The organism is Pseudomonas versuta, from assembly GCF_001294575.1.
Classification (GTDB): domain Bacteria; phylum Pseudomonadota; class Gammaproteobacteria; order Pseudomonadales; family Pseudomonadaceae; genus Aquipseudomonas; species Aquipseudomonas versuta.
On sequence record NZ_CP012676.1, the window covers coordinates 173,158 to 199,430 of the forward strand.

Annotated in this window: 29 protein-coding genes and 1 riboswitch; of the genes, 21 read left to right on the forward strand and 8 right to left on the reverse strand. The window is 57.6% G+C overall.

The genetic code is table 11. The features are described 5' to 3' along the window. Positions 1-31 precede the first annotated feature (31 nt). Together AOC04_RS00800 and AOC04_RS00805 are read left to right on the forward strand one after the other, a co-directional pair. Complete coding sequence (locus AOC04_RS00800) at positions 32-658, forward strand: SOS response-associated peptidase (RefSeq protein WP_060690724.1); 627 nt, start codon at positions 32-34, stop codon at positions 656-658. 34 nt (positions 659-692) lie between these two features. Beyond that, on the forward strand, positions 693-1,511 hold the full coding sequence (locus AOC04_RS00805) for a M48 family metallopeptidase (RefSeq protein WP_060690725.1): 819 nt from the start codon (positions 693-695) through the stop codon (positions 1,509-1,511). A 230-nt stretch (positions 1,512-1,741) separates the two neighbouring features. On the opposite strand, the gene AOC04_RS00810 is transcribed toward AOC04_RS00805, so the two are convergent. The 3 genes from AOC04_RS00810 to AOC04_RS00820 all read right to left on the reverse strand — a co-directional run bounded on the left by AOC04_RS00810 (position 1,742) and on the right by AOC04_RS00820 (position 4,583). Beyond that, positions 1,742-2,326: a TMEM165/GDT1 family protein gene (locus AOC04_RS00810; protein WP_060696833.1), complete on the reverse strand. Its 585-nt coding sequence runs from the start codon at positions 2,324-2,326 to the stop codon at positions 1,742-1,744. Between the two features lie 91 nt (positions 2,327-2,417). Beyond that, positions 2,418-2,539, reverse strand: a riboswitch (yybP-ykoY riboswitch). 49 nt (positions 2,540-2,588) lie between these two features. After that, positions 2,589-3,587, reverse strand: coding sequence for a class I SAM-dependent methyltransferase (locus AOC04_RS00815; RefSeq protein ID WP_060690726.1), 999 nt, complete (start codon positions 3,585-3,587; stop codon positions 2,589-2,591). A gap of 30 nt (positions 3,588-3,617) precedes the next feature. After that, positions 3,618-4,583 carry a 2-hydroxyacid dehydrogenase gene (locus AOC04_RS00820; RefSeq protein WP_060690727.1) on the reverse strand — a complete coding sequence of 322 codons (966 nt, stop codon included), beginning with the start codon at positions 4,581-4,583 and terminating at the stop codon, positions 3,618-3,620. An 80-nt stretch (positions 4,584-4,663) separates the two neighbouring features. Here AOC04_RS00820 and AOC04_RS00825 point away from each other — a divergent pair, with 80 nt between their 5' ends. The 9 genes from AOC04_RS00825 to AOC04_RS00865 all read left to right on the forward strand — a co-directional run bounded on the left by AOC04_RS00825 (position 4,664) and on the right by AOC04_RS00865 (position 13,556). Next, entirely contained in the window at positions 4,664-5,293 is a 630-nt protein-coding gene (locus AOC04_RS00825) for a LysE family translocator (protein WP_060690728.1), read from the forward strand. A gap of 202 nt (positions 5,294-5,495) precedes the next feature. Beyond that, a complete protein-coding gene (locus tag AOC04_RS00830) occupies positions 5,496-7,262 on the forward strand; it encodes a DUF1302 domain-containing protein (RefSeq protein WP_060690729.1) in 1,767 nt (588 codons plus the stop codon). 179 nt (positions 7,263-7,441) lie between these two features. After that, complete coding sequence (locus AOC04_RS00835; RefSeq protein ID WP_060690730.1) at positions 7,442-8,221, forward strand: ABC transporter substrate-binding protein; 780 nt, start codon at positions 7,442-7,444, stop codon at positions 8,219-8,221. A gap of 87 nt (positions 8,222-8,308) precedes the next feature. Beyond that, positions 8,309-8,998 carry an ABC transporter permease gene (locus AOC04_RS00840; RefSeq protein WP_060690731.1) on the forward strand — a complete coding sequence of 230 codons (690 nt, stop codon included), beginning with the start codon at positions 8,309-8,311 and terminating at the stop codon, positions 8,996-8,998. A gap of 13 nt (positions 8,999-9,011) precedes the next feature. Continuing rightward, positions 9,012-9,710, forward strand: coding sequence for an ABC transporter permease (locus AOC04_RS00845; protein ID WP_060690732.1), 699 nt, complete (start codon positions 9,012-9,014; stop codon positions 9,708-9,710). Positions 9,711-9,720: 10 nt separating this feature from the next. Continuing rightward, the gene (locus tag AOC04_RS00850; RefSeq protein ID WP_060690733.1) at positions 9,721-10,833 is read left to right on the forward strand and encodes a succinylglutamate desuccinylase/aspartoacylase family protein; all 1,113 of its coding nucleotides are present in this window, start codon (positions 9,721-9,723) and stop codon (positions 10,831-10,833) included. A gap of 19 nt (positions 10,834-10,852) precedes the next feature. Beyond that, a complete protein-coding gene (locus AOC04_RS00855; protein WP_060690734.1) occupies positions 10,853-11,617 on the forward strand; it encodes an ABC transporter ATP-binding protein in 765 nt (254 codons plus the stop codon). Between the two features lie 140 nt (positions 11,618-11,757). After that, entirely contained in the window at positions 11,758-12,666 is a 909-nt protein-coding gene (locus AOC04_RS00860; protein ID WP_060690735.1) for a MurR/RpiR family transcriptional regulator, read from the forward strand. Between the two features lie 173 nt (positions 12,667-12,839). Next, positions 12,840-13,556 (forward strand): YiaD family glycine zipper/OmpA-like lipoprotein, encoded by a 717-nt coding sequence (locus AOC04_RS00865; protein ID WP_003443708.1) that lies wholly within the window; start codon positions 12,840-12,842, stop codon positions 13,554-13,556. Between the two features lie 100 nt (positions 13,557-13,656). Here AOC04_RS00865 and AOC04_RS00870 read toward each other — a convergent pair whose 3' ends face one another. Further along, a complete protein-coding gene (locus tag AOC04_RS00870; protein ID WP_060690736.1) occupies positions 13,657-14,091 on the reverse strand; it encodes a Z-ring associated ZapG family protein in 435 nt (144 codons plus the stop codon). 139 nt (positions 14,092-14,230) lie between these two features. Here AOC04_RS00870 and AOC04_RS00875 point away from each other — a divergent pair, with 139 nt between their 5' ends. From AOC04_RS00875 to zapE, 3 genes are all read left to right on the forward strand, one after another. Continuing rightward, positions 14,231-14,866: an alpha/beta hydrolase gene (locus AOC04_RS00875; protein WP_060690737.1), complete on the forward strand. Its 636-nt coding sequence runs from the start codon at positions 14,231-14,233 to the stop codon at positions 14,864-14,866. A 24-nt stretch (positions 14,867-14,890) separates the two neighbouring features. After that, on the forward strand, positions 14,891-16,246 hold the full coding sequence (locus tag AOC04_RS00880) for a tryptophan--tRNA ligase (protein ID WP_060690738.1): 1,356 nt from the start codon (positions 14,891-14,893) through the stop codon (positions 16,244-16,246). Between the two features lie 90 nt (positions 16,247-16,336). Further along, positions 16,337-17,431 (forward strand): cell division protein ZapE, encoded by a 1,095-nt coding sequence (gene zapE, locus AOC04_RS00885; protein ID WP_060690739.1) that lies wholly within the window; start codon positions 16,337-16,339, stop codon positions 17,429-17,431. 100 nt (positions 17,432-17,531) lie between these two features. Here zapE and AOC04_RS00890 read toward each other — a convergent pair whose 3' ends face one another. Together AOC04_RS00890 and AOC04_RS00895 are read right to left on the reverse strand one after the other, a co-directional pair. Then, a complete protein-coding gene (locus AOC04_RS00890; RefSeq protein ID WP_171970565.1) occupies positions 17,532-18,452 on the reverse strand; it encodes a GlxA family transcriptional regulator in 921 nt (306 codons plus the stop codon). Between the two features lie 305 nt (positions 18,453-18,757). Further along, a complete protein-coding gene (locus tag AOC04_RS00895) occupies positions 18,758-19,798 on the reverse strand; it encodes an NADP(H)-dependent aldo-keto reductase (RefSeq protein ID WP_060690740.1) in 1,041 nt (346 codons plus the stop codon). 246 nt (positions 19,799-20,044) lie between these two features. On the opposite strand from AOC04_RS00895, the gene rplM reads away from it, so the two are divergent. The 7 genes from rplM (at position 20,045) to AOC04_RS00930 (ending at position 24,958) form a co-directional block, all read left to right on the forward strand. Then, entirely contained in the window at positions 20,045-20,473 is a 429-nt protein-coding gene (gene rplM, locus AOC04_RS00900) for a 50S ribosomal protein L13 (protein ID WP_048359182.1), read from the forward strand. A 14-nt stretch (positions 20,474-20,487) separates the two neighbouring features. Continuing rightward, positions 20,488-20,880, forward strand: a complete 393-nt coding sequence (gene rpsI, locus AOC04_RS00905; RefSeq protein ID WP_003216038.1) for a 30S ribosomal protein S9 — start codon at positions 20,488-20,490, stop codon at positions 20,878-20,880. A 253-nt stretch (positions 20,881-21,133) separates the two neighbouring features. Beyond that, positions 21,134-21,733 (forward strand): ubiquinol-cytochrome c reductase iron-sulfur subunit, encoded by a 600-nt coding sequence (gene petA, locus AOC04_RS00910; RefSeq protein ID WP_060690741.1) that lies wholly within the window; start codon positions 21,134-21,136, stop codon positions 21,731-21,733. After that, complete coding sequence (locus tag AOC04_RS00915) at positions 21,733-22,944, forward strand: cytochrome b (protein ID WP_060690742.1); 1,212 nt, start codon at positions 21,733-21,735, stop codon at positions 22,942-22,944. The genes petA and AOC04_RS00915 overlap by 1 nt, the downstream gene beginning before the upstream one ends. Continuing rightward, the gene (locus tag AOC04_RS00920; protein WP_060690743.1) at positions 22,944-23,723 is read left to right on the forward strand and encodes a cytochrome c1; all 780 of its coding nucleotides are present in this window, start codon (positions 22,944-22,946) and stop codon (positions 23,721-23,723) included. The genes AOC04_RS00915 and AOC04_RS00920 overlap by 1 nt, the downstream gene beginning before the upstream one ends. A 186-nt stretch (positions 23,724-23,909) precedes the next feature. Continuing rightward, a complete protein-coding gene (locus tag AOC04_RS00925; protein WP_060690744.1) occupies positions 23,910-24,527 on the forward strand; it encodes a glutathione S-transferase N-terminal domain-containing protein in 618 nt (205 codons plus the stop codon). Positions 24,528-24,544: 17 nt separating this feature from the next. Beyond that, positions 24,545-24,958 carry a ClpXP protease specificity-enhancing factor gene (locus AOC04_RS00930; protein WP_060690745.1) on the forward strand — a complete coding sequence of 138 codons (414 nt, stop codon included), beginning with the start codon at positions 24,545-24,547 and terminating at the stop codon, positions 24,956-24,958. Positions 24,959-25,029: 71 nt separating this feature from the next. On the opposite strand, the gene AOC04_RS00935 is transcribed toward AOC04_RS00930, so the two are convergent. After that, positions 25,030-25,611: a BON domain-containing protein gene (locus tag AOC04_RS00935; RefSeq protein ID WP_060690746.1), complete on the reverse strand. Its 582-nt coding sequence runs from the start codon at positions 25,609-25,611 to the stop codon at positions 25,030-25,032. Continuing rightward, complete coding sequence (locus tag AOC04_RS00940; RefSeq protein WP_060690747.1) at positions 25,608-26,201, reverse strand: phosphoheptose isomerase; 594 nt, start codon at positions 26,199-26,201, stop codon at positions 25,608-25,610. The genes AOC04_RS00935 and AOC04_RS00940 overlap by 4 nt, the downstream gene beginning before the upstream one ends. Positions 26,202-26,273: the final 72 nt, after the last annotated feature.

The following is a 26,273-nucleotide window of genomic DNA, read 5'->3' on the forward strand; positions in this document are numbered from 1 at the left end:
CCGCATCTATATAGAAGAGTTGTGCTGCCCCATGTGTGGACGTTTTGCCCTGTTTCGTTGGAACCCTGCGTTTGCAGCCTTGCCCGGCTTTCCGGCCGATCAGCAGGCCCAGTGGAACATTTCACCCAATGACTCGGTGTTGATCCTGCGTGCAGGTGCCGAGCCTGGTCAGCGTGAACTGGCGCGGGCGCGATGGGGGTTGACCCCGGCGTGGCTGACCGACCTGTCGCGCACCCCGGCCCATGCCCGGGCCGAAACCGTGGCCGAGCAACCGATGTTTCGCGATGCCTTGCGCCAGCGACGCTGCCTGATCCCGGCCAACGGTTTTTACGAATGGCGAGGTACTACGCGTAAACGCCCCTATTGGCTGACGCCGGGGGAGGGCGCTTCGCTGTTTTTTGCCGGCATCTGGGAGGCCTACCCGGTTCAGGGGCATGTGTGGCTCAGTACTGCGGTGATTACTCAGGCTGCCGCCAGCCAGCGCCGTCCGCTGATTCTGGATGAGGCCGGGCAACAGGCCTGGCTCGATCCTGAAACCCCGCTGCAAGTACTCCAGGCATTGCTTGCCAGCCCGCAGATGCCATTGCGTGAACGGCCGCTGGCCAATCTGGTCAATGATCCAAAACTCAATGCACCCGAGTGCCTGACACCGGGTTGAGATACGATGCGGGCCATCTTTATGGAGAGTTTCGATGGGTAAGTTAGCGGTAGTGTGCGCGGTGGGCGCCGGGGTATTGCTCGCAGGTTGCCAGGCAGTAAATACCACCAGTGGTGGCGCGGTAGGGATTGAACGCAAGCAGTACATGTTCAGCATGCTGTCGAGCCAGCAAGTGGATCAGATGTATGCGCAGTCCTACCAGCAGACCGTCTCAGAGGCGAACAGCAAAGGTGCACTGGACAAGACCAGCGCCAACGCCAAGCGTTTGCAGGCCATTGCCAACCGCCTGATTGCCCAGGCCCCGGTTTTTCGCCCGGATGCCGCGCAATGGAACTGGGAAGTCAATCTGGTCAAGAGCGACGAACTCAACGCCAACTGCGGCCCTGGCGGCAAGATCATCTTCTATAGCGGGATCATTGATCAGCTCAAGCTCAGTGACGACGAAATCGCTGCGATCATGGGGCACGAAATTGCCCACGCCTTGCGTGAGCACGGGCGCGAATCCATGTCCAAAGCCTATGGTGTCGAGATTGCCAAGCAGGGCGCAGGCGCATTGTTGGGGTTGGGGCAGGACAGCCTGCAACTGGCCGATACAGTGGTCAACTACAGCCTGACGTTGCCCAATAGCCGCAGTAATGAAAACGAAGCCGATCTGATTGGCCTGGAACTGGCTGCCAGGGCGGGCTACAACCCGAATGCGGCGATTACCCTGTGGCAGAAAATGGCCAAGGAATCCCAAGACGCGCCGCCTGAATTCATGAGCACTCACCCGGCCTCCAGCAGTCGTATTGCCGCCTTGCAAGCCGCTATCCCCAAAGTGCTGCCCTTGTACGAGCAAGCGCCGAAGACCTGATAAGGTTCAGGCCGGGCTTTCTCTGCAGGAGTCTGGCTAGCCAACGATTGTATCCATGCGGTTAGACAGTCAGACCGCAGTGTTCGCATCGCTGGCAAGCCAGCTCCCACAATTGAGAGATTGCAGCAAGGTTTCGACCGGGCTTTGCTTGTGGGAGCCTGGCTCGCCAGCGATTGCATGGATGGGGTCTGCATCGCTGGCAAGTCAGTTCCTGCTGCAATCAGTGGCCGTTACACCCAGCCACTGATAGCCATGGCCTTGTACACCGCCACTATCGCCAGCACGAAGAACGCAGTCGCGGCCAGTCGGCGGATCAGGGTCAGCGGCAGTTTGTCGGCCGCAAAGTTACCCGCCAATACCACCGGCACGTTGGCAATCAGCATGCCCAGGGTGGTGCCGATAATCACCAGCCACAGATCCGGGTATTGCGCAGCCAGCATCACGGTAGCCACCTGGGTCTTGTCACCCATTTCAGCGATGAAGAAGGTAATCAGGGTGGTGATGAAAGGGCCGTACTTGCGAGCTGTACTGGCCTCATCGTCGTCCATCTTGTCCGGGACCAGGGTCCACAGCGCCGTGGCGGTGAAGCTCGCGGCGAGCACCCAGTGCAACATCACATCGGTGAAGAACGTGCTGAACCAGGCGCCCACGGCACCGGCTGCCGCATGGTTGGCGAGGGTCGCCACCACGATGCCGGCGATGATCGGCCAGGGTTTGCGAAACCGTGCGGCGAGAATGAGCGCGAGCAGTTGCGTCTTGTCACCGATTTCGGCCAAGGCAACGATTGCGGTAGGAACGAGTAAGGAATCAAGCATCATCAGGTAGTTTTCCAGGGGCGGGTCGACACGGCTATGACACGTACAGCCTCCCCGCCCCGGGTAAGGTGTTCGTGTCATAGGTCTTGTCAAACCCCGGTCCGTCTGTGCGGACACCTGGGTCGCATGCACCATGGTCTGTTGACCAAGTATGTTGACGCATGCCGGACGAGCGCGGTGCTCGTGGGAGACTACTCCCCTAGGACGGAGCGGATTCTGCCTAGGCAAATCCGATCCGGCAAGCCCTTATTTTGCTTTTCTGTCAGCGGCGTTTGGCGCTGTAAATCCGGAAACCCTGGCCTTGCGCCTTGACCGTACAGTGCCCGAACTGCTCTTCGATCAGTGGCTGGTAGCGCAGGAAGCTATTGGCCACAAGACGAAGTTCGCCACCCGTTTTCAGATGTTTGACTGCTTTTTGCAGCAGGTTTTCTGTGGCGTGGTAATCGGTATGGACTCCGACGTGAAACGGCGGATTACTCAGGATCGAGTTCAGCCCCATCGGCGCCGCATCAATCCCGTCTCCGGTAATGACCTCGGCTTCCAGACCGTTCGCGGCGAGGGTCAGACGACTGCTGGCGGTGGCAAAGGCATCCACATCGAGCAAGGTGACGGTGTTGTGCGGGTAGCGCCGCTTGACTGCCGCACCCAGCACCCCGGCGCCGCAGCCGAAGTCCAGCACGTGGCCGCTGGGCAGTTTGTCCAGGTGTTCCAGCAGCAGGGCACTGCCTCGGTCCAGACGGCCATGGCTGAACACGCCCGGCAGGCTGACAACTTTCAACGGGCCTTCGGCCAGCGGCAACTCGTAATGCTGGGCGAGGTCGGCGAGCACAGGAGCTGTTGGCGCATTGAGCACCGTGACTTGCCACAACTGGCAGTGGCGCGCGCTGTCGAGCTTGCGCGGCTTGCCAAACGGGATCAGCTGTTTGGATGCGCCTTCGATGCCGCCCTTCTTTTCACCCACCAGAAAGACGTCCGCGCCGGGCAGGCGGGCCGCCACAGCGTTGAGCAGATAATCGGCCAGTTCCTTGGACTTGGGCAGAAACACCACGGCGGTATCGAACGCGCGCTCTGGCAGTTCAATGCCGAAATGCACGCGTCCTTCAAAGCGGGCATCGAGGGTGGCCTGGTCGCCAGCGTGCCAGCACCAGCCATGGGCATTTGGCAGTTCGCCGAGCAATTCGTCAGCCGGCAAACCTACCAACAGCAACGAGCCTTGAAAGTATTCAGGCTGACGAAGCAGTACTTCACTGCGCGGATCCATAATCTGCTCCTCAAAAAGGGCCGCAGTCTATCAATTGACGACCCGCAGCGCTGTACCGTTGAAGAAGGCTTTGGCGTTTTGCGCCAGTTGGCCGACGATTCGCTGGCGTGCTTCGCGGCTGCCCCAGGCGCTGTGCGGGGTAATGATCAGGCGCGGGATGTCATCGGCCAGCAGCGGATTGCCGTCGCGTGGCGGTTCAACGCTCAGCACGTCCGTGGCCGCACCGCCTAAATGTCCACTGCGCAGGGCATCGGCCAGGGCTTGTTCATCAATCATGCCGCCGCGGGCGGTGTTGACCACGAACGCTCCCGGCTTGAGCAGGGCCAGTTCACGGGCGCCGATAAAGTTGCGCGTGTGTTCGTTGAGCGGGCAGTGAAAAGTCAGGGCGTCGACCTGTGGCAGCAGTTCATCCAGTGGCAGACGGTCTGCACGGGCCGGGCGACCGGGGATCTGGCCCAGCAAGACGCGCATGCCGAATGCTTCGGCCAGCCGGGCCACAGCGCTGCCCAGCTCACCGTGACCGAACAGGCCCAGGGTCTTGCCCTCGAGTTCGACAATCGGGAAGTCCAGCAAGCAGAACTGACTGGCCTGCTGCCACTGCCCCGCAGTCACGGCTTTGTTGTAGTCGACAAGGCGGGTGGCCAGCGCCAGCAACATCCCCAGAGTGTGCTGGGCCACCGAGGGCGTGCCATAACCCTGGCAGTTGGCGACGGTAATGCCCAGGGCGCGGGCCGCTTGCAGGTCAACGTTATTGGTGCCGGTGGCCGCAACCAGAATCAGCTTCAGTTCGGGGCAGGCCGCGAGAGTCCGCGCGTTGAGCAGGATTTTGTTGCTGATGGCCACGCTGGCGCCTTGCAGACGCTCGATCACGTTATCGGCGTCGGTGTCCGACCACAGCTGCAATTCACTGAAACACTGGCGCAGATGGGCAAGGTCGAGGTCGCCCAGGTCCAGTGAAGTGTGATCCAGGAATACTGCGCGCTGAGTGTTCGTCATCAACTGTACCTTTTGTGCTGTCGAGTGAAGGCGTAATGTGGCGAGCCTAACAGAAGAAACAATTTGTAATGGAGCCGTGCATGTACTGGACAGAATTTTTGACCGTTGCCCTGATTCATCTGCTGGCGGTGGCCAGTCCCGGGCCGGATTTTGCCGTGGTGGTGCGTGAAAGCGTGACCCACGGCCGCCGCGCCGGGATGTTTACCGCGTTCGGTGTGGGCACGGCAATTTTTGTCCATGTCGGCTATTCGCTGCTGGGGATCGGGATCATTGTCTCGCAGTCGATTGTGTTGTTTAACGCCCTTAAATGGCTGGCAGCTGCCTACCTGCTGTACATCGGGATCAAGGCCTTGCGCGCCAAGCCTGCGGATCCGGCAGCCGTGGCTGCTTCTTTGCCGGTTGGCGAGCGCACAGCGCGCGGGGCCTTCACGTCGGGCTTTGTGACCAATGGCCTGAACCCTAAAGCCACGCTGTTTTTCCTGTCGCTGTTTACGGTGGTCATCAACCCGCATACACCGCTGTCAATTCAGGCCGGTTATGGCGTGTACCTGGCGGTCGCGACCGGGCTGTGGTTTTGCATGGTGGCCATGCTGTTCAGTCATCAGCGCGTGCGCACCGGCTTTGCCCGCATGGGCCACTGGTTTGACCGCACCATGGGCGCGGTGCTGGTGGCTCTGGGTGTGAAGCTTGCGTTTACCGAAATGAATTGATGTTTTTAAGCATAAAAAGCCTGTTCGCCCCCATCGGGTAGCGGGCCCCTGCCGCCCGGGCTTGCCCGCTGTCGCACAAGCCCGGGCTGTCAGACAGCCCGGGTTGCCGGCCTCGCGAGCAAGTTCGCTGCCGACGATCTTGTCAATTTCTGGTTTTCCTTCATCCTTGCGGCTCATTGTGCGTGCCCACGGAGAAGTATCGATGTCCTCAGTCAACCGGTTCTGGCGCCAAGTCAAACTGCCGCTGGCAGTCTGCCTTGTCTCGACGCTCGCCGGGCCCGCCTGGGGCGTGAGCTTTAACATTGGCGAGGTCGAAGGCCAGATCGATTCCGAGCTGTCCATCGGCGCCAGCTGGTCTACCGCCAAGGCCGATCACAACCTGATCGGTGCCAATAACGGCGGCAAGGGGCAATCGCAAATCTCTGACGATGGTCGCCTTAACTTCAAGCGCGGCGAAACCTTCTCCAAGATTTTTACCGGCACCCACGGGCTGGAGCTGAAGTACGGCGACAGCGGCCTGTATGTCCGGGGGAAGTACTGGTACGACTTTGAACTGCAGGATGACAGTCGCCCGTTCAAGCCGGTCAGCGACAGCGGGCGCAAAGCCTCGGCCCAGTCTGCCGGTACGCAACTGCTGGATGCGTTTGTCTATCACAACTACGCGATTGCCGATCAGCCCGGCGCGGTGCGCCTGGGCAAGCAGGTAGTCAATTGGGGTGAAAGCGCGTTTATCGGCGGCGGGATCAATGCCATCAACCCGACCGATGTCGCGGCCTATCGTCGTCCGGGTAGCGAATACAAAGACGGCCTGGTGCCGGTCAACCTGTTTTATATCTCGCAAAATCTCACCGACAACCTGTCGGCCGAGGCCTTTTATCAATTGGACTGGGAGCAGTCAGAAACCGACAACTGCGGGACGTTTTTCTCGCAGTCCGACGTGACTGCCGACGGCTGCGACGGCAATTATCGGGTGATGAGCAAGCGCTCGGCGTTGAATGTGGCTGATCTGGCAGCCCTGACTTCAGCGGGTGTCGAGGTCAATGGCGAGGGCGTACTGGTGCGCCGCGCAGCTGACCGCGATGCGCGCAACAGCGGGCAATTCGGCGTGGCCATGCACTATGCGTTCGAGCCGCTGGATACCGTTTTTGGCGCCTACTTTATGAACTACCACAGCCGCGATCCGATTCTGAGCGGGCGTGCGGCGGGGCAGTCGGTCTATAACGCGGCTTCGGTTGCAGGCGGGCTGGCTCCGATGATTGTTGCCGGTAACTCCAGCTATTACGTCGAATATCCCGAAGATATCCGCCTCTACGGGGTGAGTTTCGCCACCACCTTATCCACAGGCTCGGTGTGGAAAGGCGAGCTGAGTTATCGGCCAAATGCGCCGGTGCAGCTCAACAGCAATGACCTGCTGTACGCCAACGTGACCCTGTTGCCGGGTCTGGCCGATGCATCGCCGCTGAGTGTTACTCCGGGGGCTGATTCCCAGGGATATCGGCGCAAGGAGATCACTCAGTTTCAGACGTCTGTGACCCACATCTTCGACAATGCCATGGGCGCCGACCGGCTGACCCTGATTGGCGAGGTCGGCGTGACCCACGTGGCAGGCCTGGAGGGCGATTCGGGGCTGCGCTACGGCCGTGATCCGGTATTTGGAAGCGCCGGCAAGGACGGCTTTACCACGTCTGATTCATGGGGCTATCGCGCACGGGCTGAATGGGCCTACAACAACGTGTTTACCAGTCTCAACCTCAAACCCAATCTGGCGTGGTCCCACGACGTCAGCGGTTATTCGCCGGGCCCCGACAATACCTTTGTACAAGGCCGCAAGGCGGTGAGCGTGGGGGTTGATGCCGAGTACCAGAACACCTACACCAGCAGTCTGTCGTACACCAACTTCTTTGGCGGGCGTTACAGCACGCTCAGCGACCGCGATTTCATGACGCTGAGTGTGGGGGTGAAGTTTTAGGTGTCTGGCCGGGCCGTATCGAGGCGTGTTTGGCTGTCGGCTTTGATATAAATATTTTCACTAAGTTGATTTCTGAAATAATACGTGTCATCTATAGCCGCACACAGTCGACGGACTGATCTTGCGCGCCAGCTTGGATGGCGAGTGTTTCCCCCGAATGCCCTTCAGGAGTCAACAATTTGAACAAGACAGTACTTCTAGGTGCACTGGCCCTGTGCGCTTTCAGTTTTGTGGCCCGCGCCGACGACGCGCCTCTGCGTATCGGTATCGAAGCGTCCTACCCTCCGTTTTCGATGAAAACCCCGGAAGGCGAAATCAGCGGTTTCGACTACGACATTGGCAACGCGCTGTGTGAAGAGATGAAAATCAAATGCACCTGGGTGGTCCAGGAGTTTGACGGCATGATTCCCTCACTCAAAGTGCGCAAGGTTGATGCGGTGCTGTCTTCCATGTCGATTACCGAAGACCGCCTTAAGTCGGTTGATTTCAGCAAAAAGTACTACCACACGCCCGGCAAGTTCGCGATGAAAGCGGGCAACGTGATCAACGATCCGCTGGTTGATCTCAAGGGCAAGCGCGTCGGGGTGCAGCGATCTTCGACCTACGACCGTTTTGCCACGCAGAAGCTTGAGACCGCAGGGGTCGTGGTCGTGCGCTACTCGACCCAGAGTGAAGCGTTCCTGGACCTGGTTTCGGGCCGTCTGGACGCCACGCTCGCAGACATCATCTACACCGATGAAAGTTTCATCAAAACCCCGCTGGGCCAGGGTTACGCCCTTGTCGGGCCGGACATCAACGACCCTGCTTTCTTCGGTCGCGGCGCAGGCATCGCCGTGCGCAAGGGCGACAAGGCCAACGCCGACCGTTTGAGTGCCGCCATTGATGCCATCCGCGCCAACGGCAAGTACGAGCAAGTGATGACTAAGTACTTCACGTACGACATCTACGGTCAAAGGTAAGTAAACCGCCTCCCTGATGCCGCTTCCTCATGGGGCGGCCGGGGCTTTTTTCGCGCATTTTTTGGCGCACGCTCAAGGAACTTCATCATGCTCCATGGCTACGGATCGAGCATTCTCGAGGGTGCCTGGCTGACCGTGAACCTGGCCTTGACCTCCATGGCTCTGGCAATAGTCCTGGGCCTGATCGGCGCGATGTTGCGCTTGTCACCGGTCAAGTGGCTCGCAAGGTCGGGCGAGGCCTACACCACTGTGATCCGGGGTATTCCGGATCTGGTGTTGATTCTGTTGATCTTCTATGGCGGCCAGGACCTGGTGAATCGCATCGCTCTGGCCCTGGGTTCCACTGACTATATCGATATCAATCCCTTTGTTGCCGGGGTCTGCACCATGGGCTTCATTTTTGGGGCCTATCTCTCGGAAACCTTTCGCGGCGCTTTTATGGCCATCCCTAAAGGGCAGATCGAGGCGGGGCTGGCGTATGGCATGAGCAATGGGCAGGTGTTCTGGCGAATTCTGGTACCGCAAATGGTCCGGTTTGCATTGCCGGGGTTCACCAATAACTGGCTGGTGCTGACCAAGTCCACGGCGTTGATTTCGGTCATCGGTCTGCAGGACATGATGTTCAAAGCCAAGAGTGCAGCCGATGCGACCCATGAGCCGTTTACGTTTTTTCTCGCGGTAGCGGGGCTGTATCTGATGCTGACCAGCGTGTCATTGCTGGTGCTGCGCTTTCTGGGAAACCACTACTCGGCCAGCATAAAAGCCGCCGAGCTGTGATTGGGAGCACCTTATGATTCTTGACTACAACGTGATCTGGGAAAACCTGCCGCTGTATTTCGGTGGCGCCCTGGTGACTCTCAAAGTACTGCTGATTTCCCTGTTCTTTGGCTTGATGCTGGCGATTCCGCTGGCGCTGATGCGAGTCTCTCGATCGCCTTTGATCAACTTTCCGGCCTGGCTTTACACCTATGTCATTCGCGGCACACCGATGCTGGTGCAGCTGTTTCTGATCTATTTCGGCTTGGCTCAGTTTGAAACTGTGCGCCAAAGCGTGCTTTGGCCATACCTTTCAAGTGCCACCTTTTGCGCGTGCCTGGCATTTGCGATCAATACCGGCGCCTACAGTGCGGAGTTGCTAGCGGGCAGTCTGAAGTCCATCCCCCACGGTGAAATCGAAGCGGCTAAAGCCATGGGCATGTCGCGAGTGACCTTGTATCGCCGGATTCTCCTGCCCTCGGCCTTGCGTCGGGTATTGCCTCAATACAGCAACGAGGTGCTGATGATGATGCAGACCACGAGCCTGGCTTCGATTGTCACCCTCGTCGATATCACCGGGGCCGCACGTACGGTCAGTGCACGTTATTACCTGCCGTTTGAAGCGTTCATTACGGCGGCGGTTTTCTACCTGATCCTGACCTTTATCCTGACGCGTCTGTTCAAGCTGGCCGAGCGCCGCTGGCTGGCGTACCAGGCACCGCGCAAACATTAAGGGGCGTGTTATGGAGCATATTAAATACCTGTTGCCGTGGAGTGCCTCGGGCACAGAGCGCCATCTTTCGCTGTTTCGTTTTGGCCAGGGTGCACGCAAGGCTTATATCCAGGCCTCTTTGCATGCCGATGAGTTGCCGGGGATGCGGGTTGCGGTGGAGCTCAAGCGACGTCTGCTGGAGCTTGAAGAACAAGGCCGTTTGAACGGGGTGATCGAATTGGTGCCGATGGCCAACCCCATCGGGATTGCCCAGATGTTCCAGGCGACTCATCAGGGGCGTTTTGAGTTTTCCAGCGGCAAAAATTTCAATCGCGATTTTCCGCTGCTGGCCGACGGCGTGGCGGCGCGGGTAGCCGGTCAGTTGGGCAGCGATGCTGGTGCCAATACGGTGCTCATCCGCCGGGCCATGCTGGATGTATTGAGCGAGCAGCCGGAGCCGGCCTGCGAGCTTGATGGCCTGCGTTGCCTGCTGCTGCGCCATGCCTGTGACGCCGATGTGGTACTGGACCTGCATTGTGATTTTGAGTCGATCATGTTGCTGTACGCCTTGCCGCAAAACTGGCCGCGCTTGCGTTCGCTGGCTTCCCGGCTGCACGCAGGCGCTGCCTTGCTGGCTGAAGAGGCGGGCGGCAGTGCGTTTGATGAAGCCTGCGCGATCCCCTGGTTGCACTTGGCCGAGCGCTTCCCCGAGGCCGATATTGCGATGGCCTGTATCGCCGCCACCATTGAGTTGCGCGGCATGGCCGACACCGAGTCCGGGCCGTGCGTGGAGAGTGCCGAGGCGATCCTCGGCTATCTGGCCGAGCAGGGGCTGATCAGCGGTGAGTGGCCCGATGCACCGGTCGAATGTTGTGAGGCCACGCCGTTTGCGGGCGCCCAGTATGCTTACGCCCCGCACCCGGGGGTGGTGAGCTTTGTGCAGCCGCTCGGGGCACGGGTCAAAGTGGGTGATCCGCTGTTTGAAGTGATGGATCCGCTTACCGATCGCCACAGTGTGGTGCGCGCCAGTACCGACGGCATCCTCTATGCCCGCGAGCGCCTGCGCTTTGCCCAGCCCGGTTTGTGGCTGGCCAAAGTTGCCGGCAATACCCTTATTCGCCAAGGTCGCTTGCTCAGCGACTGACCCTCAGAGAGTGGATGTCATGTACAAACTTGAAGTTCAGGATTTGCATAAAAGCTATGGCTCCCATGAGGTGCTCAAGGGCGTTTCGTTGCAGGCGAGGGCGGGTGATGTGACCAGTATCATCGGCTCCAGCGGTTCAGGAAAAAGCACGTTTTTGCGCTGTATCAACCTGCTGGAGCAGCCGAGTAGCGGCAGTATCGAGCTCGATGGCGAACCGTTGAGGCTGGTCAATAGCAGGCAGGGCGGGCTTAAGGCCGCCGATCCGCACCAGTTGCAGCGCATGCGTTCGCGGCTGTCGATGGTGTTTCAGCATTTCAATCTGTGGTCGCACATGAATGCGCTGGAAAACGTCATGGAGGCGCCGGTGCATGTGCTTGGCATGAGTAAGAGCGAGGCTCGGGAGAAGGCCGGATATTATTTGAACAAGGTCGGCGTGGCGCACCGCATGAATGCCTGGCCGGCCCATATGTCGGGCGGTGAACAGCAGCGGGTGGCAATTGCCCGTGCCCTGGCCATGGAGCCGCAAGTGATGCTGTTCGACGAGCCGACTTCGGCCCTCGATCCCGAGCTGGTGGGGGACGTGCTTAAAGTGATGCAGGACCTGGCGCAGGAGGGGCGGACCATGGTGGTGGTCACTCACGAAATGGGCTTCGCTCGTGAGGTTTCCAACCAGTTGGTGTTCCTGCATCAAGGGGTGGTTGAGGAGTGTGGTGAGCCGCGCAAGGTACTGGCCAATCCTCAGTCCGAGCGCCTGCAGCAGTTTCTTTGCGGCAGTTTGAAATAGCCGGCGACAGCTTCGGATACACTGCGGTCGTTAGAAGCCAGGGCAGTCTGTACAGGGCTGAACCGCCAGCAGGCTTGCTCCTGCATGGACCGGTTTCGGGCGCCGCCCCTTTTTTATCCACAGGGAATGTTGAGCCGGATATGCCGAATCCATCCAAAGACACCACGATCTATGCCGCCCAGGTGATGCGCAAGCTGGCGGAGATCGTGCCCGAGTTGCAGCCTTCATTGCGTAAGGTCGCCGATTTTATCCTGCGTCATCCGCTGCGCGCCGCAACCCTGACGATTGAGGAGATGGCACACGAGACCCGTACCTCGCCAGCGGCAGTCAACCGCCTGGCAAAGGCCTTGAATCTGGGCGGCTACAGCGGGATGAAGGCCGAACTGGTGGCGACACTGCAACAAGTGGTATCGCCCGTCGACAAGCTGCGCAATGAACTGGCCCATCGGCCGGACGGTGCGTTTGGCCTGCATGAGCAGATTCAGAGTGCCAGCAGCAATCTGGCCACGGCGGCGGCCAACAACCATCCGGACACCTTTGAAGCGTTTGTCAGCCATCTGATCAAGGCGCGCAAAATCTACATTCTGGGTTTTGGAAACAGTGTTTACTTCGCTGGCCTCGCAGCCTCGACCCTGACTCCGTTTTGTGCCGATGCCACCGCTATCAGTATGGAAGGCGGTAATGAAAACGCGGCCTATCGTCTGGCTGCGATCACCGATCAGGACGTTTTACTGGCGATCTCTCTGCCGCGTTACTCCATCGATACTCTGCAGCTTTCGCGTTTCGCCAATGAGCGCGGTGCCACGGTGCTGGCCATTACCGATTCGCCAGCCTCGCCTCTGAGCAGCATTGCAAGGCATGTACTGTTCGCTCCGGCTGACCACCCGGTGCTGACCAGCTCCAGTATCGCCGTGCTGGCCTTGATCGAAGGTCTGGTGGCGGGCGTCATGGCGCGCAACAAGGAGGCAGTCAAACTGGCGACAGAGCTGACAGAAAGTGTGATGTCTTATCTGCATATTCCTGTCGGTAGCAAATTGCCTAAAAAGTAAAATTTGTGCGGGCAGGGTGCATCGGTTTGTGGGCAGGCGATCAGGCGACTATCGTTTGTGGAGTACGAATATGAGCGGCCTGAGGAATTTTTACCGTTGGTCGCGTTCCAACGCCCTACAGAGGTCCAATGCCAACGACCTTTGCCTCCAGAAAGACTGACAGGAGCTTCACCATGTTCACCTCGCGTCGTTTGATTATTGCCGCAAGTGCCATTGCCTTGCTGGCAGGCTGCGCCTCGCCCAACCCGTATGACAATCAGGGCCAGGCCTCTTCGGGCATGAGCAAAACCGCTACCTACGGTGGTCTGGGGGCTTTGGCCGGTGCTGTTGCCGGGGCTGCCATCGACCATAACAACCGTGGCAAGGGCGCTTTGATCGGTGCCGCCGTGGCTGGTCTGGGGGCCGCAGGTTATGGCTACTATGCCGACAAGCAGGAAGCTGCATTGCGCGCGAGCACGGCCAACACCGGGATTGAAGTTCAGCGCCAGGGCGACAACATCACCCTGGTGATGCCGGGTAATATTACGTTTGCCACCAGCTCGGCGAACATCGCTCCCAGCTTCTACCAGCCGCTGAACAACCTGGCCAATTCGCTGAAGCAATTCAATAACCAGAACCTGATTCAGATCGTGGGCTACACGGACAGCACCGGGAACTACAACTACAACATGCAGTTGTCCCAACAGCGTGCGCAAAGTGTGGCGACCTATCTGACCTCTCAAGGGGTCAGCGGTCAGTACCTGTCGGTCAGCGGTAAAGGTCCGGCCGACCCGATCGCCAGCAACGCCACACCTGACGGCCGTGCTCAAAACCGCCGCGTTCAGATCACCCTGGCACCGATTCCGGGCGTGAACTACCAGCAGCAAGGGCAGGTTCAGCAGTACCCTTAAGACCTTGTTGTGCAGGAGCCCGCCAGTTCCTGCAGGACAAAAAAAGCCCCGTGATCCTTACCGGTCACGGGGCTTTTTGTTGAGCGCTTTACCCGATGAATTACTTCTTCAGGCCGTAATGCTCATCGAGCATGCCGGGGGCGTTCGGGGTTTTTGGCGCGTAATCCAGTGGCGGCTCAGTGCTGTGCGGCGGGGTGATGCGCTCGCGATGCGGTTGAGGCGCGTCAGAGTGCAGGGCAGCCAGCAGACGTTGGCGAGTTTGCTCGTCCAGGGCCAAACGGTTGGCGCCCTCGGCGAGGTGGTCTTGTACGTCCTGGTAGCTCTGCGTGAGTTTTTTCACCAGATTGGCGGTGCTGTTGAAGTGGGTGACCACTTCACTTTGATAACTGTCAAAACGTTTCTGAATGTCGTCAAGCTGACGCTGCGTGCTGTTAGGCGCGGCATTTGGCAGTAGACGCGCGATCAGAAAACCAATGGCGACACCTGCAACCAGGGCTAGAGTCGGCAATAACCAAATCAAGAGCGAGTGTTCCACGAGTCCTTCCTCTATAAACGGCTTTGCTTTACGTTAACGGCTCGGACCTGCGCTGTATACCGCGATGCACTCGCAAATATGCCAGACAGAATCTATCAGCTAGACGAGTCGACCCAGTTTGAGGTCACGGAGTTCCTTCTTGCTTACCCGCGAAACCCCTGTAGTAATTGATGGCCCTGTCGGCCAACTGGAAGCCTTGTACCTAAATTTGCCTGAGCCCAAAGGCCTTGCGCTGCTGTGTCATCCCAACCCGGTTCAAGGGGGGACGATGATGAATAAAGTGGTTTCGACCCTGCAACGCACTGCCCGTGATGCTGGCCTGATTACATTGCGATTTAATTATCGCGGTACGGGTGCCAGCGAAGGTGTTCATGACATGGGCACAGGCGAAGTCGACGATGCGCTGGCGGCGGCCCTGTGGCTGCGTGCCCGGCACCCGGAATTGCCGATCACCTTGCTCGGATTTTCGTTTGGCGGTTTTGTTGCCGCCAGCCTTGGCGGCCGGCTTGAAGCCCGGGGCGAGAAACTTTTGCGCTTGTTCATGGTGGCGCCTGCGGTGATGCGCTTGCGTGCCGAAGACGATTTGCCGCAAGCGTGTGCGGTGACCGTGATCCAGCCAGAAACCGATGAAGTCATCGACCCGCAACTGGTCTATGACTGGTCAAACGCGCTGTCACGCCCCCATGAGCTGCTTAAAGTGGCAGAATGCGGGCACTTTTTTCACGGCAAGCTGCCCGAGCTCAAAGAGTTGGTAGCGCCTCGCCTTTCGTATTGATTGCAGCCTGATAAGCGATTACCCATGACCACTCGTACCCGTATCCTCACCGGTATCACCACCACCGGCACCCCGCATCTGGGCAACTATGCCGGAGCGATTCGCCCTGCGATCGTGGCCAGCCTGGACACCAATGCCGACTCGTTTTACTTCCTGGCGGACTATCACGCCCTGATCAAATGCGATGACCCGCTGCGCATTCAGCGTTCGCGTCAGGAAATCGCAGCGACCTGGCTGGCAGCCGGGCTGGACGTTGAGCGTGTGACGTTCTATCGCCAGTCAGACATCCCGGAAATCCCGGAACTGACCTGGTTGCTGACCTGCGTGGCGTCCAAGGGTTTGCTCAATCGCGCCCATGCCTACAAGGCCTCGGTGGACAAGAACCTGGAAAACGGCGAAGACCCGGATGCGGGGATCACCATGGGGTTGTTCAGCTACCCGGTGCTGATGGCTGCAGACATCCTGATGTTCAACGCGAACAAGGTGCCGGTCGGTCGCGACCAGATCCAGCACGTTGAAATGGCCCGCGATATCGGTCAGCGCTTCAATCACCTGTTCGGCAAAGGCAAGGATTTTTTCGCCATGCCTGAAGCCGTGATTGAAGAAAGCGTCGCCACCTTGCCGGGCCTTGATGGCCGCAAGATGTCTAAAAGCTACGACAACACCATTCCGTTGTTCAGTAGTGCCAAAGACATGAAAAGCGCGATTTCACGGATCGTCACCGACTCCCGGGCGCCGGGCGAAGCCAAAGATCCGGACAACTCGCACCTGTTCACCTTATATCAGGCGTTCTCTACGCCTGAGCAGTGCGCAGAGTTCCGTGGCGAGTTGTTGCAAGGTCTGGGCTGGGGTGAAGCCAAAGAGCGTCTGTTCAAGCTGCTGGACGCCGACCTGGGCGAGTCTCGCGAGCGTTATCACGAACTGATGTCACGCCCGTCCGATATGGAAGACATCCTGCTGGCCGGCGCCCAGAAAGCCCGCAAAACCGCGACCCCGTTTCTGGCCGAGCTGCGTGAAGCGGTCGGTCTGCGTTCGTTTGTCAGTGCTGCCCAGACTGCCACGTCCAGCAAGAAGAAAGCGGCCAAGGGCCCACGCTTCGTCAGCTTCCGTGACGAAGACGGCAGCTTCCGTTTCCGTCTGCTGGCTGCCGATGGCGAGCAACTGTTGTTGTCGCGCAACTTCGCTGATGGCAAAGCCGCCGGTCAGGTGACCAAACAGCTGCAAGCGGGCGAGGCACTTGATATTCGTCCTCAGGACCTGAGCTTCAGCGTCTGGCTGCATGACGCATGCGTCGCCGACAGCCCGGCATTCGCCGATAGCGCGGCCCGTGACGCGGCAATCGAAGCGTTGCGTGTGGCGCTGGCGCCCGCGCAGGATTAAAAAGTGCGGCGTTTCGACTCAGGGTTGATTGCCATTCCCAAGGGCCGTCGCTACAGTGGCGGCCCGTTTTTGTTGCCTTGCTAACGAATTATGACGCCTCTAGAACGATATCAAGCTGATCTGAAACGCCCGGACTTCTTCCACGATGCCGCGCAGGAAAATGCCGTGCGCCATCTGCAGCGTCTGTATGACGACCTGGTTGCCTCCTCGCAGAGCAAGCCGGGGTTGCTCGGCAAGCTGTTCGGCAAAAAAGAACAGACGCCGGTCAAGGGTCTGTATTTCTGGGGCGGTGTGGGCCGGGGTAAAACCTATCTGGTCGATACGTTCTTTGATGCGCTGCCGTTCAAGCAGAAGGTGCGTACTCACTTCCACCGTTTCATGAAGCGTGTGCATGAAGAAATGCGCACCCTCAATGGTGAAAAGAATCCACTGACCATCATTGCCAAGCGTTTCGCCGATGAGGCGCGGGTGATTTGTTTTGACGAGTTTTTTGTGTCGGACATTACCGATGCCATGATCCTCGGCACCCTGATGGAAGAATTGTTCAAAAATGGCGTGACCCTGGTCGCGACCTCGAACATCGTGCCGGATGGCCTGTACAAGGACGGCCTGCAACGTGCGCGCTTCCTGCCGGCGATTGCACTGATCAAGCAGAACACCGACATCGTCAACGTCGACAGTGGCGTCGATTACCGTCTGCGCCACCTGGAGCAGGCCGAGCTTTACCATTTTCCGCTTAACGAGGCTTCCGAGAAGTGCCTGCGCGAGAGCTTTAAAGCGTTGACGCATAACTCTTCCAAGGTGATCGAGAATGACGATCTGATCATTGAGAACCGCACCATTCGCGCAGTGCGTACCTGTGATGACGTGGCCTGGTTCGATTTCCGCGAACTGTGTGATGGTCCGCGCAGCCAGAACGACTACATCGAGCTGGGCAAGATTTTCAACGCGGTGATCATCAGCGGCGTGGAGCAAATGGACGTTAAAAGCGACGACATTGCGCGACGTTTTATCAACATGGTCGACGAGTTCTATGACCGGGGCGTAAAGCTGATTATCTCGGCTGAAGTTGAGCTGAAGGATCTGTATAAAGGCGGGCGTCTGAACTTCGAGTTTCAGCGCACTCTTAGCCGCCTGCTTGAGATGCAGTCCCATGAATACCTGACGCGGGCGCACAAGCCGTAGTCGAGCGCTGTATCAAAAAAGGCCTGCATTGCAGGCCTTTTTTTATGTGTCGCGATCCATGCAGAAGTCGGGCTGCGGCCATAGAGAGGCTGGCTACAGGTCAGGCGGCCTGCTGGAACTGTTGCCGGTATTGATTGGGTGACAGTTCGGTGTGCTGACGAAACAGCCGTGCAAAGAAGCTCGCATCGTCGTAGCCCACGTCGTAGCTGATGGTCTTGATGCTTTTGCGGGTGGCCGAGAGCAGGCCCTTGGCGGTTTCTATGCGCAGACGTTGCAGGTAGTGCAAGGGTTTGTCACCAGTTGCCATCTGAAAACGGCGCATGAAATTGCGGATGCTCATGCCATGTTCCCGGGCTACGTCTTCGAAGCGGAACTTGTCTGCAAAATGCTCTTCGAGCCAGTGCTGGATTTGCAGGATTATCACGTCCTGATGCAGCTTTTGCCCGCCAAAACCAATACGTCCGGGCGCGTAGTTGCGCTGCACTTCGTAGAGGATGTCGCGGGCCACGGCCTGGGCGATGTTGGCCCCGCAAAAACGTTCGATCAGATAAATATAGAGATCGCAGGCTGAGGTCGGGCCGCCGGCGCAGTAGAGGTTGTCGGCGTCGGTCAGGTGCTTGTCCTGATTGAGGTGAACCCGCGGGAAGCGCTCGGCGAAGCTATTGAAAAACCGCCAGTAGGTGGTGGCTTCCTTGCCGTCCAGCAGCCCGGCTTCGGCCAGCCAGAAGGCTCCAGTGGCCTCGGCGCACAAGACTGCACCACGGGCATGCTGCGCACGTAGCCAGGGCAGGATTTGCGGATAGCGCTGGCACAGGGTGTCAAAGTCGTCCCAGAAGGCCGGGAGGATAATGATGTCAGTGTCTTCCAGGGCGCCATCGACGGGGATCACTACGTTGCTGAAGCTGCTGACGGGGTTGCCGTCGGGGCTGACCAGTCGGGTTTCGAATCCGGCGATGAGACCCAGGCCCAGTTTTTTGCCATGGCGCAGGCTGGCGAGATGAAAGAAATCCTTGGCCTGCATCAGGGTTGAGGCAAATACCTGATCGATGGCCAAGATGCTGACGCGCCGCAGGGGCGTGGAGAGTTGGTTAGACATGATTTGATTATTCTTATAGGTGAAATTGGTCAACTTACGGCTGGATCGTCTTATTTTTTATCCTGTGTGTCTAGGGGTAAGGGGCTAGCGCGAACTCCGTAGCAGTTGTCCCAGGCCGCGTCCGTTGGTTAAGCCTTCGTAAAGTCAGGTTGCGCGGTCCTCCAGGAAAACCGCGCTTTCAGGTTTTACGATCGCTTCGCAATCGAACGCAGCCTGCGCAAGCGGTGCGGCTAGGGTGCCGGGTTTGGCTGGTCCTTGTGGATGGCTTCAATGCCTGCGAGCACTTCATCCGACAGTTTCAGGTCGAAACTGCCAATGTTGCTGGCAAGCTGCTCCATCGTCGTGGCGCCGATGATGTTGCTGGTCACGAAGGGCTGTTGCGTTACATATGCCAGCGCCATTTGCGCCGGGTCCAGGCCGTGTTCGCGAGCCAGCGCCACGTAGCGCTCGCTGGCAGTCACTGCTTGCGGGTTTGAATAGCGCGAGAAGCGGCTGTAGAGACTCAGGCGGCCTTTTGGCGGTTGCGCACCGCCACTGTACTTGCCTGAGAGCATGCCGAACGCCAGGGGTGAGTAGGCGAGCAGGCCGCATTGTTCGCGAATGGCAATTTCAGCCAGGCCGACTTCAAAGCTGCGGTTCAGCAGGTTGTAAGGGTTCTGGATCGAAACGGCGCGTGGCCACCCCCGGCTTTCAGCCAGTTGCAGGAATTTCATGGTGGCCCATGGTGTTTCGTTGGACAGGCCGATATGGCGAATTTTGCCGGCCTTGACCTGCTCGTCCAGCGCTTCAAGGGTATCTTCGAGCGGGGTGAAGTCTTCGTCGGCATTATGTTTGTAGCCCAGTTGCCCGAAGAAGTTGGTGCTGCGCTCTGGCCAATGCAGTTGGTAGAGGTCGATCCAGTCGGTTTGCAGGCGTTTGAGGCTGGCGTCCAGTGCCTGGACGATATGTGTGCGGTTGTGTTTGAGTTGGCCGTCACGAATGTAGTCGATGCCATTGCCGGGGCCGGCGATCTTGCTGGCCAGGATCCAGTCGGCGCGATCGCCCCGGGTTTTGAACCAGTTGCCAATGTAGCGCTCGGTGCTGGCGTAAGTTTCTGCCTTGGGCGGTACCGGATACATTTCGGCGGTGTCGATGAAATTGATACCGGCGTTTTTCGCGTACTCGATCTGGGCGAAGGCTTCATCCTGCGTGTTTTGCTCGCCCCACGTCATGGTTCCGAGAGCAATTGCACTGACTTTCAAATTGGTGCGGCCTAGCTGGCGGTAGTCCATCGGTGACTCCTTCGGGTAAAGAATCATAAAAGCAGGTTGTATTTTGTTTCGCAATCTGGATAATTGCCGACCTCTTTCTGCGGTGGAAGTGATGCGCCGCCTGCCGAAGAATCTTGCCGTTGAACGGACGCGCTGACCCGAGCCCCCGATAGCGTCTGTATCCGGCTGCCTTTGACTTGTCAAAGTACGCACTATTCAGTAAGATCCGCCGTCTAATTTACAGGGCGGCCCCTGAGGCTATAAAGAATGAAAACTTTTACTGCTAAACCGGAAACAGTTACGCGCGACTGGTTTGTCGTCGACGCTGCTGGCCAGACACTGGGTCGTCTGGCCACCGAAATCGCGAGCCGTCTGCGTGGCAAGCACAAGCCTGAATACACTCCGCACGTTGACACCGGTGACTACATCGTTGTTATCAATGCCGAGCAGATTCGTGTCACTGGTGCTAAGACCACTGACAAAATGTACTACTCTCACTCCGGTTTCCCGGGCGGGATTAAGTCGATCAACTTTGAAAAGCTGATCGCCAAAGCTCCTGAACGCGTGATCGAGACCGCGGTTAAAGGCATGCTGCCTAAAAACCCGCTGGGTCGCGACATGTACCGTAAGCTGAAAGTCTATGCGGGCGCTGTTCACCCTCATACTGCTCAGCAGCCCCAAGAACTGAAGTTTTAACGGAATAGTTCATTATGTCGGCGACTCAAAACTACGGCACTGGCCGTCGTAAAACCGCAACCGCACGCGTTTTCCTGCGTCCAGGTACCGGTAACATCTCGATCAACAACCGCACTCTGGAGAATTTCTTCGGTCGCGAAACTGCCCGCATGGTAGTTCGTCAGCCGTTGGAACTGACTGAGACTGTCGAGAAATTCGACATCTACGTCACCGTGATCGGTGGTGGTGTAAGTGGTCAGGCTGGCGCAATCCGCCACGGTATCACTCGCGCACTGATGCAGTACGACGAAACTCTGCGTGGCGCTCTGCGCAAAGCAGGCTTCGTAACTCGCGATGCTCGTGAAGTTGAACGTAAGAAAGTCGGTCTGCGTAAAGCGCGTAAGCGTCCGCAGTACTCGAAGCGTTAATTCGCAGCTTCGTTCAAAAAAGCCCAGTCTCCTTAGGAGCTGGGCTTTTTTTATGGGTGATGAATTATTGGTGTGACAACTTGCCACATTCAGCAAATGCCTATACTACAAGGCTTGTAGCCGACCCAGAGCGGTAATTACCTTGTCAGAGTAGGGGCTTTTCATTACCATTCTGCAAAATTTTTATAAGTTCAGATTTTTACTTAGTAGATGCCTGATTTAACAGGCCACAAAGCTGATGGGAGAGGACTGAATGAGCAATGACGGCGTAAATGTCGGCCGGCGTCGCTTCCTCGTAGCAGCCACATCCGTGGTGGGTGCTGCAGGAGCGGTGGGGGCGGCGGTCCCGTTCGTGGGGTCGTGGTTTCCCAGTGCCAAGGCGAAAGCCGCAGGCGCACCGGTGAAAGTGAATATTGCAAAGATCGAGCCAGGGCAGCAGATGATTGCTGAATGGCGTGGTCAGCCGGTATTCATTGTCCGCCGCACTGAGGAGATCCTGACAAATCTCAAGAAGATTGAAGGACAGCTCGCTGATCCTGACTCCAATCAATCCGATCAACCTGAAAACTCAAAAAACGAATGGCGATCTATCAAGCCAGAAGTTTTGGTGTTGATTGGGATTTGCACTCATTTGGGATGTTCGCCTACTTTCCGTCCCGAGGTTGCTCCTGCTGACCTGGGCAAGGATTGGGTTGGGGGTTATTTCTGCCCTTGCCATGGTTCGCACTATGACCTGGCCGGCCGCGTCTACAAGTCGCAACCTGCTCCACTGAACCTGCCGGTACCGCCTTACTACTATGTTGAGGGCAGTGACAATGTGATTGTCGTTGGCCTTGAAGGGGAGAGCGCGTAATGAGCAAGTTCATGGACTGGATTGATGCCCGCTTCCCCGCAACCAAAATGTGGGAAGACCATCTCAGCAAGTACTACGCCCCGAAGAACTTCAACTTCTTTTATTTCTTCGGTTCTCTCGCATTGCTCGTTCTGGTCAACCAGATTGTCACCGGTGTGTGGCTGACAATGAGCTACACGCCGTCGGCAGAAGAGGCGTTTGCCTCCGTCGAATACATTATGCGTGACGTCGAATACGGTTCCATCCTGCGCTATTTGCACTCAACCGGTGCGTCAGCATTCTTTGTTGTGGTGTATCTGCACATGTTCCGTGGCTTGCTCTACGGTTCGTATCAGAAGCCGCGTGAGCTGGTCTGGCTGTTCGGCATGATGATTTATCTGGCCCTGATGGCAGAGGCCTTTATGGGTTACCTGCTGCCTTGGGGGCAAATGTCCTACTGGGGTGCTCAGGTGATCATCTCGCTGTTCGGTGCGATTCCGGTTATCGGTAACGACCTGACTCAGTGGATCCGTGGTGACTACCTGATCTCCGGCATTACCCTGAACCGTTTCTTCGCCCTGCACGTAGTAGCCTTGCCTATCGTGATCCTGGGTCTGGTTGTGCTGCACGTTCTGGCCTTGCACGAAGTGGGGTCCAACAACCCTGACGGCGTGGACATCAAGAAGCATAAAGACGAAAACGGCGTACCGCTGGATGGCATTCCTTTCCATCCGTATTACACCGTGAAGGATATCGTCGGTGTGGTGGTGTTCCTGTTTATCTTCTGTTCAATTGTGTTCTTTTTCCCGGAAATGGGTGGTTATTTCCTGGAAAAACCTAACTTTGAGCAGGCAAACGCATTTAAAACGCCTGAGCATATTGCACCCGTCTGGTACTTCACTCCGTTCTACGCCATCTTGCGTGCGATCCCGGACAAGCTGCTTGGCGTAATCGCCATGGGGGCTGCAATTGCCATGCTGTTCGTGTTGCCATGGCTTGACCGTAGCCCGGTGAAGTCCATGCGCTACAAGGGCTGGCTGAGCAAAATATGGCTGTGGGTGTTCTGCATCTCGTTCGTGATTCTGGGCGTGTTGGGTGTATTGGCACCGACCCCGGAACGTACATTGCTGTCGCAGGTTTGTACGTTCCTGTACTTCGCCTACTTCATTCTGATGCCGTTCTACACCAGGCTTGAGAAGACCAAACCGGTTCCGGAAAGGGTGACTGGCTGATGAGAAAGCTATTTGCTGTATTGATGCTGGCGGTGATGCCTGTGTTGTCCTTTGCGGCGGAACAGGGTGTTCAGCTCGACAAGGTCGACATCGATGTTTCTGACAAGGCGGCCCTGCAGGACGGCGCCCGTACGTTCGCCAACTACTGCATGGGTTGTCACAGCGCCAAGTTCCAGCGGTACGAGCGTGTTGCCGATGATCTGGGGATCCCCCATGACCTCATGCTTGAGAACCTGGTGTTCACCGGCGCCAAAATTGGCGACCACATGAACATCGGCATGCAGCCTGAAGATGCCAAGGCCTGGTTCGGTGCTGCACCGCCAGACTTGACCCTGGTGGCGCGTGTTCGTGGTACTGACTGGCTGTATAGCTACCTGCGCTCTTTCTACGAAGACCCGTCACGCCCTTGGGGTGTGAACAACAAAGTCTTCCCGAATGTGGGGATGCCGAACGTTTTGGCACCGTTGCAAGGGCGTCAGGTTGTAGGTTGCAAGCAAGTACAGATCGTCGAAGACGGCAAGAAGCAGTATGATCCGCTCACTGGCACGCCTTTGACACATGAAGCATGCGACCAGCTGACAGTTTTGCCTAAAACCGGCACGCTGAATGAAGAGCAGTTCGATGAGAAGATCAAGAACCTTGTGACCTTCCTGGCCTATTCGGCCAACCCGGTGAAGCTGGAGCATCAGCGCATCGGTACCTACGTACTGCTCTATCTGGCCTTCTTCTTCGTATTCGCTTATCTGCTCAAGCGCGAATACTGGAAAGATGTGCACTGATATCGTTACACGCATTGCTGTTAATCGTGCGCGCCCGAGGGTGTCTCTGAAAAGGTAACAGTGCAGGATGAGTGGCGGGCAAGGTTGCAAGACCTTGTCCGCCCGGGTTCTGCGGTTACCGGAGACATTCCTTGGGCGCGTTCGTTTTTCCGCTCCTGATAATTTCAACAAGCGAGGAGGACCGCCATGGGCGTGACCAATCGGTTGGCCTGTTACTCCGACCCCGCCGACCACTATTCCCATCGAGTACGCATTGTGCTCGCCGAGAAAGGTGTCAGCGCCGAGATCATCAGTGTGGAGGCGGGCCGTCAGCCGCCGAAGCTGATCGAAGTGAACCCGTATGGCAGCCTGCCAACCTTGGTCGATCGTGACCTGGCGTTGTGGGAGTCGACGGTGGTGATGGAATATCTGGATGAGCGTTACCCGCATCCGCCGCTGTTGCCGGTATATCCGGTAGCGCGGGCCAATAGCCGTCTGCTGATTCATCGCATCCAGCGTGACTGGTGCGTGCTGGTGGATCTGATTCTTGATTCGCGTACCAAGGAGCCTGCGCGGGTTCAGGCGCGTAAAGAGCTGCGTGAGAGTCTGACAGGTGTGTCTGCATTGTTTGCAGACAAACCTTTTTTCCTCAGCACGGAGCTAAGTCTGGTCGACTGCTGTCTATTGCCGATACTCTGGCGCTTGCCTATTTTGGGTATCGAATTGCCGCGGCCGGCCAAGCCGCTGCTTGACTATATGGAGCGCCAGTTTGCGCGTGAGACTTTCCAGGCAAGCTTGTCTGGCGTTGAACGCGATATGCGCTAAGGCTTTAGGAGCCCTTGATGAATTCAAGTCGACCTTATCTGGTGCGTGCGCTCTATGAGTGGATTGTTGATAACGATTGCACTCCGCACATGCTGGTTAATTCTGACTACCCGAAGGTGCAAGTACCTCAGGGTTTTGCCAGTGACGGGCAGATTGTCCTGAATGTTTCGCCCACCGCCGTGCGTCAATTGCACATGGACAACGAAGCAGTAAGCTTTGAAGGGCGTTTTGGTGGTGTGCCACACACGTTGTACGTGCCTATTGCGGCAATTCTGGGGGTTTACGCCCGTGAGAATGGCCAGGGCATGGTGTTTGATCTGGAAGAGCCTGTAGATGGCGATGACGAGGTCGAGCCGGATGACGATGGGCCGCCGCCAGGTACTGAGCCGCCAAGACCTACGGGTCGGCCAAGCCTGAAAGTGGTCAAGTAACAAAAAAGGCGACCTGCAAGGGTCGCCTTTTTTGTGTCTGATTTTTATAAGATCGCGAGGCAATCGTTTGGTCAGTCGATGTACTCAAACAGCTTCACGATTTTCTGTACCCCGGAAACGCCCTGCACCAGATTGGTTGCGCGGGTTGCTTCCTGCTTGGTCACCAGGCCAAGCATGTAGACGATGCCGTTTTCAGTGACGATTTTGATCCGCGAGCCCGGAATCGCGCTGTCGGTCAGCATCTGGGTTTTGATCTTGGTCGTCAGCCACGCGTCATTGTTGCGTGCAAGGATCGAAGACGGTGCCATGACTTGAAGTTCGTTGTTGACCTTCTTCACTCGCTGCACAGCGGCTGCGGCTTGCTCGGCCTGGGCCTTGAGGTCGGCGCGAGGGGTCTGGCCAGCCAGCAATACGATGCCGTTGTAGCTGGTCACGACGATGTGTGAGCCTGTGTCCAGATCCGGGTTGGCCTTGGCTACGTTCACGGCGACCTTGGTTTCGATCAACGAGTCGTCGATCTTGCTGCCGAACGTGCGCGTGCCACGATCATCTTCGATCGGCGTGTCGCGGGTGGCTGTCAGTACTGAGCTGCAGCCGGCGGTCAGGCCAAGGCATAGGGTCAGGGCAACCAGGCTGAGGCGTTTTAAAGTCATTCTTCACTCCCGAACAGTTGGCTGTCGATCAGATCGCACAAGCAGTGGATCGTCAGCAGGTGGACTTCTTGAATACGTGCGGTGACATTGGAAGGGACGCGAATCTCCACGTCTTCTGGCAGCAGCAGTGAAGCCATGCCGCCGCCATCTCGACCCGTCATGGCAACCACAATCATTTCGCGATCATGCGCAGCCTGAATTGCCTGGATGATGTTGGCTGAGTTGCCGCTGGTTGAAATGGCCAACAAGACATCGCCTGGCTGGCCCAGGGCGCGGATCTGTTTGGAGAAAATCTCATTGAAGCTGTAATCGTTGGCGATCGAGGTGATCGTCGAAGTGTCAGTGGTGAGTGCAATGGCGGGCAGGCTGGGACGCTCGCGTTCAAAGCGATTGAGCAGCTCTGATGAAAAGTGCTGTGCGTCGCCTGCAGAGCCGCCGTTGCCGCATGAAAGCATTTTGCCTTCGTTGAGCAATGCGTTGACCATCACCTGGCTCGCTTGCTCGATGTGAGGTGCAAGAACGTCCATCGCCTGCTGCTTGGTGTCGATGCTGGCCTGAAAAAGCTGGCGAATCCGGGATTGCATGTCCATCTATGTGACCTTAAGTAGGGCGGCTGGTCGGGCGTAACCCAAGTGTTCCTGGGTGACTTCCCGGCACAAAAA